Source organism: Hydrocarboniphaga daqingensis, from assembly GCF_900129825.1.
GTDB classification, from domain to species: Bacteria; Pseudomonadota; Gammaproteobacteria; order Nevskiales; family Nevskiaceae; genus Hydrocarboniphaga; species Hydrocarboniphaga daqingensis.
The window spans coordinates 237,994-253,651 of sequence record NZ_FQWZ01000002.1; the positions used below are offsets into that span (position 1 = coordinate 237,994).

The following is a 15,658-nucleotide window of genomic DNA, read 5'->3' on the forward strand; positions in this document are numbered from 1 at the left end:
TCGACCAAGCCGCTGCTACCATCGGGCTCACAGGTTCGAAACTGCCGGACCATAAAGGGATCCATGCTCAGCTTGCGGCGCCACGCCTTGGTCGGATCAGGACTGGTGGTACTGGTTTCAGCCTGCGCCTCCGGCGGTGGCCGCGTTGACGCTCTGCCGTCCTATGCCGACATCCCGGCGCCCACCGAAGCGGTCGTCGGCGGCGGACCGCGCTTCTCGATCTACGACACCGGCGCGCCGCCGCGTCCGGCTTTCGAGTCGGAGCTGATTCCGCCGCCGAACGTGATCGGCACGCCCGCCTACAAGCCGTCGACGCGCGCCGAAGACGAACAGCGCGCCACGGCCGAACGGCTGTCGCAGTGGCAGCGCAGCGGCGCCGGTCTAAGCTCGATGACGACCACCGGCGCGATCACCAGCGGCGTGCAGCCGGCGCTGATCCCGACCACGGTCGTGTCCGGCGACGCCGGCTATGCCGGCACCGATTACTACGCGGGTGTCCGCAACATCAGCGCGTCGGCCAGCATCCCGCCGATGCCGCAGTCGGCGCGACCCGGCGAGTGCTTCGCCCTGGTGCGCACGCCGGAGCAGTACCGCACGCAGCAGCGCCAGTACCTGGCCCGGCCCGGCTATGACGCGATGCAGATCACGCCAGCGCGTTACCAGACGGTGACGCAGGACTACATCGCGCAGGAAAGCTACGAGCGTCTGGAAGTCATCCCGGCGACATTCAAGACCGTGACCGAGCAGGTCGAGGTATCGCCGCCGACGGTGCGCTATCTGGCGACCGAGCCGGTCTATGAAACCGTCACCGAGCGCGTGCTCGAAAAGCCGGCCACCCAGGTCTGGAAGCGCGGTCGCGGGCCGATCCAGCGCGTCGACAATGCCACCGGCGAGATTCTGTGCCTGGTCGAAGAGCCGGCCGTGTACCGGACCGTGACGCGCAAGGTGCTCAAGCAGCAGCCCGAGATGCGTCAGGTGCAGGTGCCGGGCGAATACCGGACCGTGACGCGCCGCGTAATCGACCAGCCGGCCCAGGTGCGGCGCGTGATGGTGCCCGAGCAGCGCGGCGCGATGCCGGTACAGAAGCTGGTCGCGCCCGCCGGCTATCAAACAGTGCGCGTGCCCGATCAGATGGCCACGTACACGACGCGCGAACTGGCCGTGCCGGCGACGCTGGAATGGCGGCCGGTGCTGTGTGAAACCAACATCAACGAGCGCACCGTGCGCCGCGTGCAGGACGCGCTGCGCCGCGAAGGCTACGACCCCGGCCCGAGCGATGGCCGTGCTGGTCCGCGAACGCTCGATGCACTCAATGCCTACCAGCGTGCACGCGGCTTGCCCGAAGATCGCTACTTGAACCTGCAGACGCTGCAGACGCTGGGCGTCGGCATCAGCTGAGCGCGCCGTTGCGTGGCGCCGCTAGTCGGCGTCGTCGAAACGCTCGCGCAGTTCTTCGACGCGCGCGCGGTTGACGCCGAAATCCGACAACCCGATCCGCGCCGCCGAGCGCACATGGATCACCGATTCCTCGGGCGCCAGCACGAACTCCACGTCGTGGACCATGCCCAGCAGCGCCGTCTCGAACTCGGCATGGAGGTAGTGGGGCGTCTGCGTCACCAGCGTGCAGCGCGGCGTGGCCAGCAACACGGCGAGCAGTCGCGTCATCGCATCGCCGCCGCTGCCGGCGTACTTCAACGGATGGATGTGCTTGGGCCCCAGCTCGCCGGGCACGTCGGCCTGTTGCTGACTGCAGACGCAGTTGGCGCGATCGTCCGGGCAGGGTGCGAGGCGACCGTCGTGCAGCCCGAGCGTGGCCGGGCGTTTCAAGTGAATCTTCAGCAGGCTCATGTGCGCCTCGGCTCGGGTCGGCGACTCAATGTTCCTGCCGCGTTTCGTCCGGCAGCATCGTCACGCCGCGCAGCGGGCAGGCGAGGATGGCATCGCGCAAGGCGGCGATCGCCGCCAGGCGGGGATAGGTTTTGCGCCAGACCAGCGCGATACGCCGCGTCGGCGCGCGCGGGGCGAACGGCTTGGCCACGATTAAGCCGGCCTCATCGCCGCGGTTCTCGACCGAGGAACGCGGCAGCACGGTGATGCCCAGGCCGCCGGCGACCATGTGCCGGATCGTCTCCAGCGAGCTGCCGGTCTGCGGCCGCGGGCCGTCGCCGTCGGGTTCGACGCACTTGGGGCAGGCCTGCACCACTTGTTCGCGGAAGCAGTGGCCGGGGCCGAGCAGAAGCAGCTGTTCTTCGGCCAAGCGCCGCGCCGGAATCTCGGTTTCGTCCTTCCAGCGGTGGTCCTGCGGCATCAGCACGACGAAGTCCTCGTCGTACAGCGGCCAGGCCGACAAGCCTTGCAGATCAACCGGCAAGGCCACCGCGATCACGTCCAGCTCGTTGTCGCGCAGCTGTTCGAGCAATTTGGCGGTGAAGTTTTCCTCGATCATCAGCGGCATTTGCGGCGCGCTCTGCCGGATCACCGGGATCAGCTGCGGCAGCAGGTACGGGCCGACCGTGTAGATCGCGCCGAAGCGCAGCGGCCCGGCCAGCTCGTCGCGGCCTTCGCGCGCCAAATCGTCGATCAGCTTGGCTTCGGCCAGCACGCGGCGCGCCTGGGTGATCACGCGCTCGCCGACCGGCGTCGGCCGCGCTTCGCCGCGATTGCGCTCGAACAGCAGCACGCCCAGCTCGTCTTCGAGCTTCTTGACCGCCACCGACAGCGTCGGCTGCGACACGAACGAACGCTCGGCCGCGCGGCCGAAGTGCCGCTCCTTGTCCAGATTGACCAGATACCGCAGCTCGGTCAGCGTCATCAGCGCCTCAGCTTGAGAGCCAGTCGCGGGGTTTGAGGTAGTGCGCCAGTGCCGCCTCGGCGCTGCCGGGTTCGGGCTGGGCGTCGTACTGCCAGCGCGCCAGCGGCGGCATCGACATCAGGATCGATTCGGTACGGCCGCCGGACTGCAGGCCGAACAGCGTGCCGCGGTCGAACACCAGATTGAATTCGACATAGCGCCCGCGCCGCATCAGCTGCCACTGGCGTTCGCGCTCACCATACGGCGTGTCGCGGCGCTGCGCGACGATCGCCCGATACGCCGGCAGAAACGCATCGCCGACGCTGCGCATCAAGCCGAAGCTGGCGTCGAAGCCGCCTTCGCTCCAGTCGTCGTAGAACAAGCCGCCGACGCCGCGCGTTTCGCCGCGATGCTTCAGATAGAAATACTCGTCGCACTGCTGCTTGAGCCGTCGATAGACGTCGGCGCCGAACGGCGCGCAAGCCTGCTGCGCTGCGCGGTGCCAGGCGATCACGTCGGGTTCGAACACGTAGTACGGCGTCAGATCGAAGCCGCCGCCGAACCACCACACCGGCGCCTCGCCGGGCTTTTCCGCCAGGAACATCCGCACGTTCAAGTGCACGGTCGGCACGAACGGGTTGCGCGGGTGCAGCACCAGCGACACGCCCATCGCGCGAAACGAGCGGCCGGCCAGCTCGGGTCGTTGCGCGCTGGCCGACGGTGGCAGCCGGTCGCCCGACACCAGCGAAAAGCCGACGCCAGCGCGCTCGAACAGCGCGCCGTCTTCGAGGATGCGCGTGACGCCGTCGCCGCGCAGCGGCGCATCGTCTGGCTTGCGCCAGGCGTCGCGGGCAAAGGCCTGCCCGTCATCCTCGCTCAGGCCGGCGCAGATGCGGTCCTGCAGATCACGCAGATAGGCCTCGACGGCGGCGGCGTTCATCGCGGACGCAGCTCCCTCAGGCGCGGACCGTGCGACCGCTGACCAGGTCGCGGATCGTCGTCGGCCGCGGCGAGCGGCCGACCGGGCCGGGAACCACGACCAGTTCCGGGCCGAAGCTCAGGCGCACGTGGGTCGCGGTCTTGGCCGGCGGTTGTCCAGCCCGGTTGCAGCTGGTCGACACCAGCGGACCGAGCTGGTCGCACAGCTCGACGGCCGGCGGATGGCGCGTGATCCGCACGGCGATCTTGCTGCTGCCGCCGGTGATCCAGCGCGGCGCCTCGGGCGTTGCCGGCCACAGCCAGGTATGCGGGCCCGGCCAGGTGCGGAACGCGCGGTCCTCGATCTTCTCGTTCATCGGCTGCAGCCAGTGCTCGATGTCGGCGAAGTCCGAGGCGATCACGATCAGGCCCTTCTCGACCGGACGCTGCTTCAGCGCCAGCAACTGCATCACCGCCGACTCGTCGTTCGGATCGCAGCCCAAGCCCCAGACGGCTTCAGTCGGGTAGGCGATCAAGTTGCCGCTGCGCAGCGCGCGCGCGGCCTTGCGCAGATGGATCGTGCTCAGTTGCGGCCCGCGTGGGGCCCGGCGGTCGTCACTCACGGCTTACTTCTTCTTTTTGGCGGCCGGCTTTTTCTTGGCCGTGGCCTTCTTGACGGCGGGTTTCTTTGCAGCGGTTTTCTTGACCGCTGCTTTCTTCACGGCGGTTTTCTTGGTGGCCGCGGCTTTTTTCAAGACCGGCGCGTTAGCAGCCGGCTTGGCGGGGGCCTTGCTGGCGGCCTTGCCCTTGGCGCCCTTCTTGCCGCCAGCGGCCTTGTCCTTCTCGGCCGCTTCGTTCAAGAAGAACTCGCAGTCGAGCGCCGACAGTGACTCCGGCTCGCGGGTCTTGGGAATGTTCGCGCGGCGCGTGCCGTCGGTGATGTACGGGCCGAAGCGGCCCTTGACGATGCGGATGCCGGCGCCTTCGAAGACCTTGATCGTCGCGGCTTCCAGCGCCGCTGCCTTCTGCTCGATCAACTCGATCGCGCGCGGCAGACCGATCGTGTACGGATCGTCGTCGCGCTTGAGCGACACGAAGCTCTTGCCGTGACGGACATACGGCCCGAAGCGGCCGATGTTGACGTCGACTTCCTCGCCGTTGGGCAGCGTGCCGAGCCGGCGCGGCAGCTGGAACAGCGCCAGCGCGTCGGCCAGCGTGATCGTGTCGATGCGCTGGTTGGCGCGCAGGCTGGCGAAGCGCGGCTTGTCGGTGTCGTCCTTGGTGCCGATCTGCACGAAAGGACCATAGCGACCCAGTCGCGCCGACACCGGCTTGCCCGAGGCCGGATCAATGCCGATCTGCCGCGTCTCGGACACTTCCTGACGCGTCAGCTCCATCTTCTCGTCGACGCGCGGCTTGAACGCACCCCAGAAATCGGCCAGCAGCGGCACCCATTCGCGCTCACCGCGCGACACGGCGTCGAGGTCGTCTTCGAGCTTGGCGGTGAACTCGTAGTCGACGTATTGCGTGAAGTGATCGGTCAGGAACTTGTTGACGATCATGCCGACGTCGGTCGGCGTGAACTGCTTGCTGTCGAGCCGCACGTACTCGCGCGCCTGCAGCGTGCTGATGATCGAGGCGTAGGTCGACGGACGGCCGATGTCGAACTCTTCGAGCGTCTTGACCAGGCTGGCTTCGGTGTAACGCGGCGGCGGCTGCGTGAAATGCTGTTCGGCGTCGAGGTCGAGCAGGTTGACCACTTCGCCGACTTCGAGCACCGGCAGGCGCTTGTCGTCTTCGTCATCGTCGTCGCTCTTGTCGAGCGGGTCGGTGACCTTGATGTTGTACGCGGCCAGAAAGCCGGGTTCGAGCAGTACCGAACCGTTGGCGCGGAACGTGTGCAGCTGCCCGGCCTTCAAATCGGCGGCGACTGTGTCGAAAACGGCCGGCGTCATCTGGCAGGCCATCGTCCGCTTCCAGATCAGCTCGTAGAGCTTGGCTTGGTCGGGCGTCAGGTAGCGCGCCACTGCGCGCGGCGTGCGTGCAGCCGATGTCGGGCGCACCGCTTCGTGCGCTTCCTGGGCGTTCTTGCTCTTGCTCTTGAAGTAGCGCGGCTCGGGCGGCAGCGCCTTGTCGCCGAATTCCTTGGCGATCACCTTGCGCAACTCGCTGATCGCTTCCTGCGCCAGGCTGACCGAGTCGGTACGCATGTAGCTGATCAAGCCGACGGTTTCGCCGCCGAGGTCGACGCCTTCGTACAACTGCTGCGCAGCGCGCATCGTGCGGCTCGACGTGAAGCCGAGCTTGCGGTTGGCTTCCTGCTGCAAGGTCGAGGTCGTGAACGGCGGCGACGGGTTGCGCCGGCGCTGCTTCTTGTCGACCGCCACCACTTTCAGCGAACCCTGCGCCGCGGCCAGGATCCGCACCTTGGCGGCATCGGCGCCGCCGGCATCGGTCAGCGTGAACTGTTCGACTTTCTGGCCGTCGAGTTCGGTCAGCTTGGCGCCGAAGCTCTGCACGTCTTTCTGCGCGCGCGCGTCGAGCGTCCAGTATTCCTGCGGCTTGAACGCCTTGATTTCCTCTTCGCGCTCGCAGATCAGCCGCAGCGCTGGCGACTGCACGCGCCCGGCCGACAAGCCTGGCTGCACCTTGCGCCACAGCAGCGGCGACAGGTTGAAGCCGACCAGATAATCGAGCGCCCGCCGCGCCTGCTGGGCGTTGACCAGGTCGTAGGCAATGTCGCGCGGATGCGCCACGGCCTCGGCCACGGCGCGTTCGGTGATTTCGTGAAACACGACGCGCTTGACCGGCTTGCCCTTGAGCACGTTCTTTTCGCGCAGCAACTCGACCAGATGCCAGCTGATCGCCTCGCCTTCGCGGTCAGGGTCGGTCGCCAGCAGCAGCGTGTCGGCGTCCTTCAGCGCCGCGATGATGGCCCGCACGTGCTTCTCGTTGCGGTCGATCACCTGGTACTTCATGTCGAAGCTACCGGTCGTATCCACGGCGCCGTCCTTGGGCACCAGATCGCGGACGTGCCCATAGGACGCCAGGACTTCGTAGTCCTTGCCCAGATACTTTTTGATCGTCTTCGCCTTGGCCGGCGATTCGACGATGACCAGGTTTTTGCTCATTGCACCGCTGCTTCGTGCCGCTGCGTAACGCAGGCGCCGAGCCCGCGGGGACCGTGCTTATAAGGGCAAGCCGACGCCAATGTCTAGCGAGCGGGGTTCGGGTCCGGCGCCAAGTCAAGCCCGGATGCGAGCTGCGGGCATAAAAAAGGGCCGGTGATGGGCCGGCCCTTCGTTACCGCGGTTTACCCTCTTACAGTGTCAGCCCTTGGGGCACAGGATCGACAGCAGCGGGATGTTGGCGAAGGCGCAGGTCTTGGTCGGCGTGCCGGTCGTGCCGCCGCCGCTGGTGCCGCCCGAGGCTTGGCCGGTCAGCGCACTGAGTACGCGGTCGACGATGTTGACCACCGGGGCGAGCACCGTGCCAGCCAGCTTGCCGCCCGTGTCGGTCTGATCCGCACCGCCGGCCAGACCGTCCATGATCGGGCCGACGATGGCCGGGAGCAGCGCGTTGCTGACCGGGGCCAGCACCGCCGACAGCGCCGAGCCGAGCTTGCTGTTGAACAGCGGGTCCAGCACCTTGCCAACCGAGTTGCCGAGCAGTGCCGACAGCTTGGCGCTGGACTCGGTGATCTGCGTGGCCACCGGCGACACCTGGCCGCTGGCCGCTTCGAGGTTGGACAGCGGGATGACCTTGGTCAGCAGGTTGACCAGCGCGTTGTTGACCAGGTTCTGCACCGCAGCACCGGCGCCGGGAGCGTCGAAGCGAGCGGCGGCCGACAGCAGCGAGCTGGTATCGGCGATCGCGCTACCGACCGTGGTCAGCGCACCACCGACGATCGGGGCCTCGTAGGCTGAATCTGGGATCTGCGACAGCGCCAGCTGCATCGCGGTGTTGAGCTGATCAACCAGCGAGGCCAGCTCGGTCATCGGGACCGGGGTTTCCGTGCCGTCGGTGCCGACCACTTCGATGATCCGCGTCATGATCGGTTGCAGACGTTCGGCCAGCGGCGCCAGCGGCGTGTTGTAGAGCAGGTTCAGCACGTTCTGCAGACGCTTGATCGACAGCGTGTCCTGAGCGCAGTCGACCGTCTGGCCGGCCAGGCCTTCGAGCAACTGCACCAGGTCGACGACCATGCCGCGCAGCGAGCCGGCGACCAGCGCCGGGTCGGCCGCACCCGGATTGGCACCGGCGCCCTGCAGCGAGGCCAGAATCGTTTCGGCGATGTCGACGGTGCCGCCGACGACGATTTCGTTGCTGCATACCAGCACCGTCTGCAGCGCGGTGCCGCTGACGGCGGTCGACAGCGGCTCGACGACGGTGTCGGTGACCTGCGTCTGCATCGTGTCGAGTGCGCCGCTGGTCGACTTGCCGACGATCATTGCCGCGGTGCCCGCCGGCGGTGTCGAGGTCACGGGTGCCGGGTCGGATGAGCCTCCACCGCCGCCGCAAGCGGTCAGCAGCAGCAGGCCGGAGAGGGTGAAGGCGCGGCTGGCGCGCTTGAAGTTCGTATCGGTCATGGTGGGTTCCCCTGACGAGGTGTGTGGAGTGATGGCGAAGCGACCATCTCAAACTGCCCTGTAGGAAAAACCCCAATGAGAACAAGTGGTAACGACATACGGGTCGAACGGTAGCGCGTACGCAACTTGAGGCCGTACATCCACGTCGCCGCTGCCTTTCGTCGCCGCCGCCGAGTCACCGCGGCAATCTGACGCGCGGATCAACCGGCGCTGGAACGCGCGCGGCGCGCCGTTTCGACGGTCTCGGGTGCCCGCCGCGCGCCGCTGACCCCGGCCCAAACGACGACGGGCCGGCAAAAGCCGGCCCGTCGGGTTGCGCCATGAGCCCGGCGGTGGCCGGGTACCGGTTAATGCAGATAGTCGCCTTGGTAGTAGACGAGGTCTTCCATGTGCTCGAACGCTTCTTCCGAACCGGGCTGATTGATCAGCACCAGCAGGCAGACCCATTTGACGCGCTCCAGATCGATCTCGTCGTTGAACGCCATCAGCCGGTCGATGACCACCTCGCGGCTCGACGAATCGAGGATGCCGAGCTGCTCGAGGTTGTGCAGAAAGCCGCGGCATTCGACCGACAGCTTGGCGACTTCTTCGCGTGCGTAGAAGCGCAGCGACCGCAGCGCACCGCCGGCGCCGTCGTGGAGGGGTTTCTGGCGGTTTTCGGACAGGCCGTCGAGCCACGAGAACGCGTGTTCGACCTCCTCGACCGGAAAGCCGGCGGCGGTCAGCTCGTCGCGCAGCGTGTCCTGGTTGTCCGTATCGGAAAATTCTCCGTGCTGATAGTTCTCGAAGAGATACATCAGTACGTCCAGCACTGTTTCTTTCATGTCGATCCCGTTGTCTGCTTCAAGAGGATGTGCGACCTGCCGTGCCAGCACCGCCGTTCAAAGCGGCCGATCCACGATAAGTGTGGAGTGATGATTTGTCTACAGTTGGTAGTGGTTGCGAGGCTCTCCTAACAAGTATTCCCCTTACGTCGCCGAGGGCCGCCGGCGCCGCATCACGCGGCCCGCGCTGTCGGTGGCGACCCAGCCGTCCAGCTCCAGCTTCAGCAAGGCTTCGCCCAGCTTGTCGGCGGGCCATTGCAGTTGTTCGACGAGACGATCGACGGTGACCGGCTCGTCGCCCATTGCCCGCCAAATGCTTTGCAAGTCGCGGGCCGGTTCGGCCTCTGCGGCCCGCGGCGTGGGAGCTTCGGCGGCGGTGGCCCGGCTCGGCGCCGGACCGGACGCGGGTGCGTCGGCGGCCAGTGCGTCCGCCAAGGCGCCGGCCAGCACGCCGGCCAGCTCCTCGACGATGTCATCGACGCTTTCGACCAGGCGCGCGCCCTGCCGGATCAGCTGATGGCAGCCGCGCGCCAGCGTGTTGTGGATCGAGCCGGGGATCGCGAACACCTCGCGACCCTGCTCGGCGGCCAGCCGCGCGGTGATCAGAGAACCCGATTCGCGTGCCGCTTCGACGACCAGCACGCCCAGCGACAGCCCGGCGATCAGCCGGTTGCGCTGCGGAAAGTTCTCCGGCAGCGGCGGCATGCCCGGCGAAAACTCCGACACCAGCAAGCCGCGCGCGGCGATCGCGTGGGCAAGATCCTTGTGCCGCGCCGGATAGACGCGGTCCAGGCCGGTGCCGCAGACGGCGATCGTATTGCCACCGACCGACAGCGCGCCGCGATGCGCAGCGCCGTCGATGCCCAGCGCCAGGCCGCTGGTGACGACCAGCCCGCGCCCGCATAGCGCGGCGGCAAAACCCTGTGCATTGTCCAGGCCCTGCGCGGTGGCGCTGCGCGCGCCGACGACGCCGATCTGCGGCAAGCGCAGCAGCTCGACGTCGCCGATGCAGAACAGCGCAGCCGGTGCGCCGTCGATCTCGCGCAGCCGCTGCGGATAGCGCGGATCGGTAAACGTGACCAGATGCCGGCCCGGCGCGCCACGCAACCACGCGAGGTCGGCGTCGACCAGCGTGACATCGGGCGCGGCGAGCGCATCGCAGGCGGTGCGCGACAGGCCCAAGCGCGACCAGCCGCCGCGTCCGGCGGCCAGCGCGGTGGCGGCATCGCCGTATTCGGAGATCAGTCGGAGGGCCAGCGGCGGGCTGAGGCCCGGCGCCCGCAGCAGCCACAGCCAGGCGCGCAGGTCATCGTCGTTCATGGGGCGACGCTAGGCGCTTGCAGCGGGCGTCGGCAAGGACCGGCGTCTCGCCAGCACGCCTTCAGTTGAGGCGAGCCCGCGGTGCTTCGACGCGGTCGAGCAGGTGAGCGGGCCGGGTCACCGACATCACCAGTGCGTAGGACAGCCTCGGCGTGGTCTTGAACACCATCAATTGCCCGGCCGGCTGGTCGGGCAGCTGAACCTTGGTCTTGCCGTACGGGTCGGCGACGCGCGCGCCGGCTTGCAGGATCTGCAGCACATGGCCGGGCTCCAGACCCTGCTGACTGCCGCGGTTGATCGCCACGATCTGGAACTGGCTGATCTGCGAAATGCCGTCGAAGGCCGCGATGATCCGCCCGCCGACCGGCTGTGTCGGTGCATGGGGATAAAAATCGGCCTGGAACGCATCCGGCTCTACCGGCAGCAGATGGTCGCCGACCAGCGCTTCGCGGTAGGTCTGCGACAGCAGCGCCGTCGCGGGGTCGCCCGGTTCGCGGACCACGGCCTCGCCGATCGGCAGCGCCTCGTAACCGAGAATGCTGCCGTCGTCCGGGTCCTTATAGGCTTGACCGGAGCGCACCACAGCGTAGGTCCAGGGCTCGACCGGTGGTAGCCGGCGAACGTAGATCAGCGCGCCTTCGCCGCCGATCAGGTGGGCGTCGACGAACGACAGCAGGTACGGCGCGGTCTTCAGCTCATCGGCCGTCACCAGACGCGGGCCCCGCAGGAAGTCGCGGATCGCGTCGATCGGGATCGTCGGGATCGCCGCTTCCAGCGGCAGTTCGCGAATCTGCGGCGACAGGCGCTCCAGATCGCCGGCCAGCGTCAGCTGAGGGCGACCATCGACCTCGATCAGGCTGAGCACGTCACCGGGATAAATCAGATGCGGATTGCGGACCTGGTCGTTGACGATCCAGATTTCCGGCCACTGCCAGGGGTCGAGCAGAAAGCGGTTGGCCAGCGACCACAGCGTGTCGCCGCGCTGCACCGTGTAGCGCAGCGGTGCGTCGGGTCGCAGCAGTGCGGCATTGCCCGGCGCACGCGGCGGCGGCATTACCATGGCGGTCGCTGCCGAGGCGTCGCTGGCGGACGGGCTGTCGGTAGCCGCGGATGGCGCGGCGGTGACCGACACGACCGGCGACGGTGCAGACGCACAAGCGCCCAGCAGCGTCGCGATCAGGGCCGCGCAGGCGGCGAGCCGCCACGTCGGGCCTGCGCCTCGGTCGAAGCCATACAGCGAGCGACTATACTTTCTCATGCAAGCCGTCCCTCGCGCGGCAGGTTCCCTCGGTTCGGCGGTGATGCGGGCCGGGGAACAAAGACTTTCGGTTCAATGTTTTTAGCAGCTTTCGAATACTAAGCCATGGCCCTGATGCCGATTCTTCACCATCCCGACCCGCGGTTGCGCATCAAGGCGCGACCGGTCGTCGACTTCGGCCCGGCGCTGCAAAAGCTGGTCGACGACATGTTCGAGACGATGTACGCCGCGCCCGGTGTCGGCCTCGCGGCCACTCAGGTTGGCGTCGCGCTGCGGCTGGCGGTCATGGATGCCGGCGAAGAAACGCCCGAGCCGCGCGTGATGATCAACCCCGAAGTGCTCGACGCCGGCGACCGGATGGAAATGGAAGAGGGCTGCCTGTCGGTGCCCGACGCCAGCGAAAAAGTGCAGCGCTACAACCGGCTGCGGGTCCGTGCGCTCGACCGCAACGGCGAGGCCTACGAGCTGGACGTCGAGGGCCTGCGCGCCCAGGCGATTCAGCACGAGATCGACCATCTCGACGGCAAGCTGTACATCGACTATCTGTCGTCGCTCAAGCGCGAGCGCATTCTCAAAAAGCTGCGCAAGCAGCAGCAGCGCGACAACGCCTGACACCCCACCGGACGCACGCTTGAAACTGGTCTTTGCCGGCACGCCGGAATTTTCCGTTGCAGCGCTCGACGCGTTGCACGCCGCCGGCCACGACATCGTCGCCGTCTATACCCAGCCGGACCGCCCGGCCGGTCGCGGGCAGAAGCTGACGCCGTCGCCGGTGGCGCAGCGCGCCGCCGCGCTCGGCCTGCCGACATTCAAGCCGGAAAAGCTGCGCGGCAACGAGCCGGCCATCGGCGGACTGCGCAAGCTCGCGCCGGACTTGATGATCGTCGTCGCCTACGGCTTGATCCTGCCGCAGGCGGTGCTCGACGTGCCTCGCTTGGGCTGCTTCAACATCCACGCGTCATTGCTGCCGCGCTGGCGCGGCGCCGCGCCGATCCAGCGCGCGATTCTGGCTGGCGACACCGTCAGCGGCGTGACGATCATGCAGATGGACGCGGGCCTGGACACCGGCGCGATGCTGCTGCGCGACGAGGTCGCGATCACGCCGACGACCACCGCCTACCAGCTCCACGATCAATTGCAGGCCATGGGCGCGCGCCTGATCGTCGACGCGGTCGCCCAAGCCGAGGCCGGCCAGCTGCAAGCCGTGCCGCAGCCGGCCGACGGCGCCACCTACGCGCACAAGTTCGACAAGGCCGAGGCCCGTCTGGACTGGGCGCGCCCGGCGATCGAGCTGGACCGCGTCGTCCGCGCGTTCAATCCGGCGCCGGTGGCCTGGACCGAGCTGGGCGGTGAACGGGTCCGCGTGTTCGCCGCGCTGCCGGCGGCGGACTCCGTCGACGCGACAGGCGCGCTGCCCGGCACGATCCTGGCCGCGGATGCCGACGGCATCGCGGTGGCCACCGGCGAAGGGCGGCTGCTGCTGCAGGCGCTGCAGTGGGCCGGTGGCCGTGTCACCGACGCCGAGCAGGCCGCCCGCGGCCGCACGCTGATCGGCGCGCGCTTCCAATGAACGATTCGCCGATGAACGCGGCCGGCGCCGACGACGAAGAACCGATGCCGCCGCAGCCGGATCGACCCGACTGCTGCAACGGCGGCTGCGCCGTCTGCGTGCTCGACGGCTTCGACGAGGAAATGGACTTGTGGCGCCAGGCCTGCCGTGCGGTGCTCGCGCGCCGTGCCGCACGCCAACAGGGCGCAAGCTAGTTCGCACGACGTCGATCGTCGTCGCGCGGCACTATTGACGGCGCATCCCCGCGACAGCAGTCTGCGCGCCCCCGCTGGCGGCGCGGTTTTGCCCGTCAGCCTGCCTTCCACACCGTAGCCCCGGCGAGTCCGGCGCTACACGCCCCCGGCGAATCCGATCATGGTCTGGCCAACTGCTTCCGACACTGCGGCACCCAAGCCGCTCAACGCGCGAGCACTCGCGGCACGCGCGATCGCCCGCGTGATGGCCGGCGACAGCCTCGACGATGCGATCGCCACCGCACGCCGGCAGATTGCCGAGCGCGACATGCCGTTGATCAAGAGCATTGCCTACGGCGTGCTGCGCGAGCACATGCAGCTCAAGGCGCTGGCCGCGCAGATGCTGCAAAAGCCGATGGACCGCGAGCCCGAGATCATGGCGCTGATCGAAGTCGGCCTGTATCAGCTGCGCCGCATGCGCATCCCGCCGCATGCAGCCGTGGCCGACACGGTCGAAGCGGTCACGCAGCTGGACCGGCCGAACCTGTCGGGCTTGGTCAATGCACTGCTGCGCCGCTATCAGCGCGAGCGCGAGGCGCTCGAAGCCGCGCTGCCCGACGACGCACCAACGCGCTACAGCGCACCGCCGTGGCTGGTCGACATGCTGCGCCAGGATTGGCCCGACCATTGGGAATCGGTGCTGGCCGCCGCCAACGAACAGGCGCCGCTGGTGCTGCGCGTCAATCGCCGCAAGCTGGACCGCGACGCTTACGCCACCAAGCTGCGCGCGGCTGGATTGCCCGCTCAGATCATCGATGCGGCGCCCGATGCGCTGGTGCTCGAATCCGCGGTGCCGGTGGATCAGCTGCCGGGCTTTGCCGACGGCGAGGTGTCGGTGCAGGACGCATCGGCGCAGCTGATGACCGGGCTGCTCGACCTGCATGACGGACAGCGCTTGCTCGACGCCTGCGCCGCGCCGGGCGGCAAGACCACGCATGCGCTCGAATGCGCCGACCTCGACGTGCTGGCGCTGGACATCGCCAAGGCGCGGCTGCCGCGTATCCACGAGAACCTGCAGAGGCTCGGCTTGAAGGCCGAAGTGCGCGTGTCTGACGCCGGTCGACCCAACACCTGGTGGGACGGCAAGCCGTTCGATCGCATCCTGGTCGATGCGCCGTGCTCGGGCACCGGCGTGATCCGCCGCCATCCGGACATCCGCTGGCTGCGCCGGCCCGAGGACATCCAGCGCATGGCGGATCGCCAGCTGCGCTTGTTGTCGGCGTTGTGGCCGCTGCTGACGCCGGGCGGCGTGATGGTCTATGCCACCTGTTCGGTGCTCGCGGCCGAAGGCGAGGATGTCGCCAAGCGCTTCCTGATGAGCCAGCCCGACGCCAAGCACGACCCGATCGCCCAGGTCGGCTGGGGCGAGGCGCGGCGGCATGGTCGGCGCATCGCGCCGGGCGGCGGCTTCGACGGCTTCTACTACGTGCGCTTTCGCAAGCCGGCGCGACGCGAGGTCTGACCCGCCTCACGCGTTACACGGCGCCACAACGCAAAAGGCCGGTTTTCACCGGCCTTTTGCTGCTTGCTACGGAAAGGCTGCCGCTTTAGCGGGCGCCGGCCGATGCGTTGACGTCGGCATTGACGTCGACGCCGACCGTCGCATTGCCCTGGCCGGCACCGACCGTCGCGCCCACGCCGGCACCCACGCCGCCGAGCAGGCCACCGACGGCGCCGGTGGTCTTGTTGACGACCTTGCCGCTGGTTTCCTTGACGGCCTTGCCGGTGCGGACCGCAGCGTTCTTGGTGCCGACCGCGGCCTTGGCGGCGGCTTCCTTGGTGGCGTGCGCCGCGTTGACGGTCGCGTCCTTGGCCACACCCACGCCGTGGACCGTGGCGGCCGCGCCCGCGCGCAGACCGTTGCCGACGGCCGCGCCGACGCCCGGACCCGCACCGGCATCAACGCCGACGTTGACGCCGACATTGGCGCCCGCACCGGCACCGGCGCCCGCGCCGTTGGCGTTGACCTGAGCCTGAGTGCTGGCGTTGACGCTGGCCGCCTGGGCCGACAGCGACAGCATCAGCGTGGCGGTGGCAGTGGCGATGAGGGTCATTTTATTCATGGTGAAAACTCGCAGTCCGTCTGAGACGGTTGGGGTGGAGGGCGCAGAGATTCAGATACGGTGGCCGACTGTCGGCTTAACGAACCCGCAAT

Annotated in this window: 15 protein-coding genes; 5 read left to right on the forward strand and 10 right to left on the reverse strand. The window is 68.1% G+C overall.

Annotation, left to right across the window (positions count from 1 at the left end):
• The first annotated feature begins 63 nt into the window (after positions 1–63).
• Positions 64–1,398: a peptidoglycan-binding domain-containing protein gene (locus BUB09_RS04125; protein ID WP_072894572.1), complete on the forward strand. Its 1,335-nt coding sequence runs from the start codon at positions 64–66 to the stop codon at positions 1,396–1,398.
• Positions 1,399–1,419: 21 nt separating this feature from the next.
• Here BUB09_RS04125 and BUB09_RS04130 read toward each other — a convergent pair whose 3' ends face one another.
• The 9 genes from BUB09_RS04130 to BUB09_RS04170 form a co-directional block, all read right to left on the reverse strand.
• Positions 1,420–1,848, reverse strand: a complete 429-nt coding sequence (locus BUB09_RS04130; protein WP_072894573.1) for a DUF1499 domain-containing protein — start codon at positions 1,846–1,848, stop codon at positions 1,420–1,422.
• A gap of 25 nt (positions 1,849–1,873) precedes the next feature.
• A complete protein-coding gene (locus BUB09_RS04135) occupies positions 1,874–2,812 on the reverse strand; it encodes a hydrogen peroxide-inducible genes activator (protein ID WP_072894574.1) in 939 nt (312 codons plus the stop codon).
• 7 nt (positions 2,813–2,819) lie between these two features.
• Complete coding sequence (gene hemF / locus BUB09_RS04140) at positions 2,820–3,731, reverse strand: oxygen-dependent coproporphyrinogen oxidase (protein WP_072894575.1); 912 nt, start codon at positions 3,729–3,731, stop codon at positions 2,820–2,822.
• A 16-nt stretch (positions 3,732–3,747) separates the two neighbouring features.
• Positions 3,748–4,332, reverse strand: coding sequence for an L-threonylcarbamoyladenylate synthase type 1 TsaC (gene tsaC / locus BUB09_RS04145; RefSeq protein WP_175550104.1), 585 nt, complete (start codon positions 4,330–4,332; stop codon positions 3,748–3,750).
• Between the two features lie 3 nt (positions 4,333–4,335).
• Positions 4,336–6,840 carry a DNA topoisomerase I gene (locus BUB09_RS04150; RefSeq protein ID WP_072894576.1) on the reverse strand — a complete coding sequence of 835 codons (2,505 nt, stop codon included), beginning with the start codon at positions 6,838–6,840 and terminating at the stop codon, positions 4,336–4,338.
• 198 nt (positions 6,841–7,038) lie between these two features.
• Entirely contained in the window at positions 7,039–8,298 is a 1,260-nt protein-coding gene (locus tag BUB09_RS04155; protein ID WP_072894577.1) for a hypothetical protein, read from the reverse strand.
• 347 nt (positions 8,299–8,645) lie between these two features.
• Positions 8,646–9,122: a Smg family protein gene (locus tag BUB09_RS04160; RefSeq protein ID WP_072894578.1), complete on the reverse strand. Its 477-nt coding sequence runs from the start codon at positions 9,120–9,122 to the stop codon at positions 8,646–8,648.
• Between the two features lie 144 nt (positions 9,123–9,266).
• Positions 9,267–10,442: a DNA-processing protein DprA gene (gene dprA / locus BUB09_RS04165; RefSeq protein ID WP_072894579.1), complete on the reverse strand. Its 1,176-nt coding sequence runs from the start codon at positions 10,440–10,442 to the stop codon at positions 9,267–9,269.
• A gap of 61 nt (positions 10,443–10,503) precedes the next feature.
• Positions 10,504–11,700 carry a LysM peptidoglycan-binding domain-containing protein gene (locus tag BUB09_RS04170; protein ID WP_072894580.1) on the reverse strand — a complete coding sequence of 399 codons (1,197 nt, stop codon included), beginning with the start codon at positions 11,698–11,700 and terminating at the stop codon, positions 10,504–10,506.
• Between the two features lie 105 nt (positions 11,701–11,805).
• Between BUB09_RS04170 and def the strand changes: the two genes are divergently transcribed.
• The 4 genes from def (at position 11,806) to rsmB (ending at position 14,965) form a co-directional block, all read left to right on the forward strand.
• On the forward strand, positions 11,806–12,312 hold the full coding sequence (def, locus tag BUB09_RS04175) for a peptide deformylase (RefSeq protein ID WP_072894582.1): 507 nt from the start codon (positions 11,806–11,808) through the stop codon (positions 12,310–12,312).
• 19 nt (positions 12,313–12,331) lie between these two features.
• Positions 12,332–13,270 (forward strand): methionyl-tRNA formyltransferase, encoded by a 939-nt coding sequence (gene fmt, locus BUB09_RS04180; RefSeq protein WP_072894583.1) that lies wholly within the window; start codon positions 12,332–12,334, stop codon positions 13,268–13,270.
• Positions 13,271–13,281: 11 nt separating this feature from the next.
• Complete coding sequence (locus BUB09_RS04185; protein ID WP_139250136.1) at positions 13,282–13,464, forward strand: oxidoreductase-like domain-containing protein; 183 nt, start codon at positions 13,282–13,284, stop codon at positions 13,462–13,464.
• A 160-nt stretch (positions 13,465–13,624) separates the two neighbouring features.
• Positions 13,625–14,965 carry a 16S rRNA (cytosine(967)-C(5))-methyltransferase RsmB gene (gene rsmB, locus BUB09_RS04190; RefSeq protein WP_072894589.1) on the forward strand — a complete coding sequence of 447 codons (1,341 nt, stop codon included), beginning with the start codon at positions 13,625–13,627 and terminating at the stop codon, positions 14,963–14,965.
• A gap of 85 nt (positions 14,966–15,050) precedes the next feature.
• Here the strand turns inward: rsmB and BUB09_RS04195 are convergent, their stop codons facing one another.
• The gene (locus BUB09_RS04195; RefSeq protein WP_139250111.1) at positions 15,051–15,566 is read right to left on the reverse strand and encodes a hypothetical protein; all 516 of its coding nucleotides are present in this window, start codon (positions 15,564–15,566) and stop codon (positions 15,051–15,053) included.
• Positions 15,567–15,658: the final 92 nt, after the last annotated feature.